Below are 907 nucleotides of genomic sequence, written 5' to 3'. Positions count from 1 at the left end.
CTATTTTTCATCTATAAAAATATTTTATCGGGATACGGTAATGCTAAAGGTGGCTTTTCAAATAAAGGGAAATATTTTAGTTTTACAGATTCTCCATCAACTGCTTTCAATCCGCCGCCAATAAGTTCACACTCAAATACAACAACAATATACTCTACTTGATCTCCATTCGAATATGTATGACGAAATTCTTCTCCTCCAAATACTCCTTTTTCTTTTTTCACTTTTACTTTTAATCCTGTTTCTTCCCAAACTTCTCTAACTATTGCTTCTTCTGGAGTTTCTCCAAGTTCAATTGCTCCAGCTGGCAAACTCCAGTATTCTCCTCCAGGATATTGAAATAAAATATCCCCTTGCTCATTTTTTATAATAGCAGCTACACTCGGCATGAAAATAAGTTCATGTCCTAATTTCTCACGGATTTTTGCATAGTATAACGACATTGGCATAGCATCCAACCTCCCATTATGATTCGAATTTCCGGTTATATTGACGGTGTTCCAACTTCTATTAAGGAAAATGTTTTAAAACTGTATTTCGAAGATAAGAAAAGAGAACATTTCCTTATCCCTTCTCAACTTAATTATTGGATAACAGAAAAATTTTGTATTGATAAGGAAATATACCAAACAGTTCCTGAAATTTTCAATCAGACAACTTCAAAAAAATAAACCGTTACTCAATATGTTACAGTAACGGTTTATTTTAAATATTTTATGAGTGATATAATGATGCAAAATAGCGATGTAAGTAAAAGTAAAAGTCCCATATTCTTATTTTCTTTTTCATCCTTCTTAAAACTTTGTATCCCCATTCCAGCAAGCATAAAACCTAACAGTACTTGTAAAATGAGCATACTTTGCTTTGAATCATCATTCCAACTATAAATGGAATAGCCCATAATAAT

At 32.0% G+C, this 907-nt stretch carries 2 protein-coding genes and 1 pseudogene; 1 reads left to right on the top strand and 2 read right to left on the bottom strand.

Annotated elements, in window-relative coordinates; genetic code table 11:
- Nucleotides 1-11 precede the first annotated feature (11 nt).
- A complete protein-coding gene (locus KI356_RS27550) occupies nucleotides 12-449 on the bottom strand; it encodes an NUDIX domain-containing protein (RefSeq protein ID WP_212937045.1) in 438 nt (145 codons plus the stop codon).
- 21 nt (nucleotides 450-470) lie between these two features.
- Here KI356_RS27550 and KI356_RS28535 point away from each other — a divergent pair.
- Nucleotides 471-671 (top strand): annotated as a pseudogene (locus KI356_RS28535) (hypothetical protein); the annotation flags it as partial.
- 29 nt (nucleotides 672-700) lie between these two features.
- On the opposite strand, the gene KI356_RS27545 reads toward KI356_RS28535, so the two are convergent.
- Nucleotides 701-907 (bottom strand): DUF3953 domain-containing protein (locus KI356_RS27545; protein WP_238486258.1); only part of this gene is annotated, 207 nt, incomplete at its 5' end.

The organism is Bacillus hominis, from assembly GCF_018332515.1.
Classification (GTDB): domain Bacteria; phylum Bacillota; class Bacilli; order Bacillales; family Bacillaceae_G; genus Bacillus_A; species Bacillus_A hominis.
Note: the sequence above shows the minus strand (reverse complement) of the source record. Positions and strands in the feature narration are given on the sequence as shown.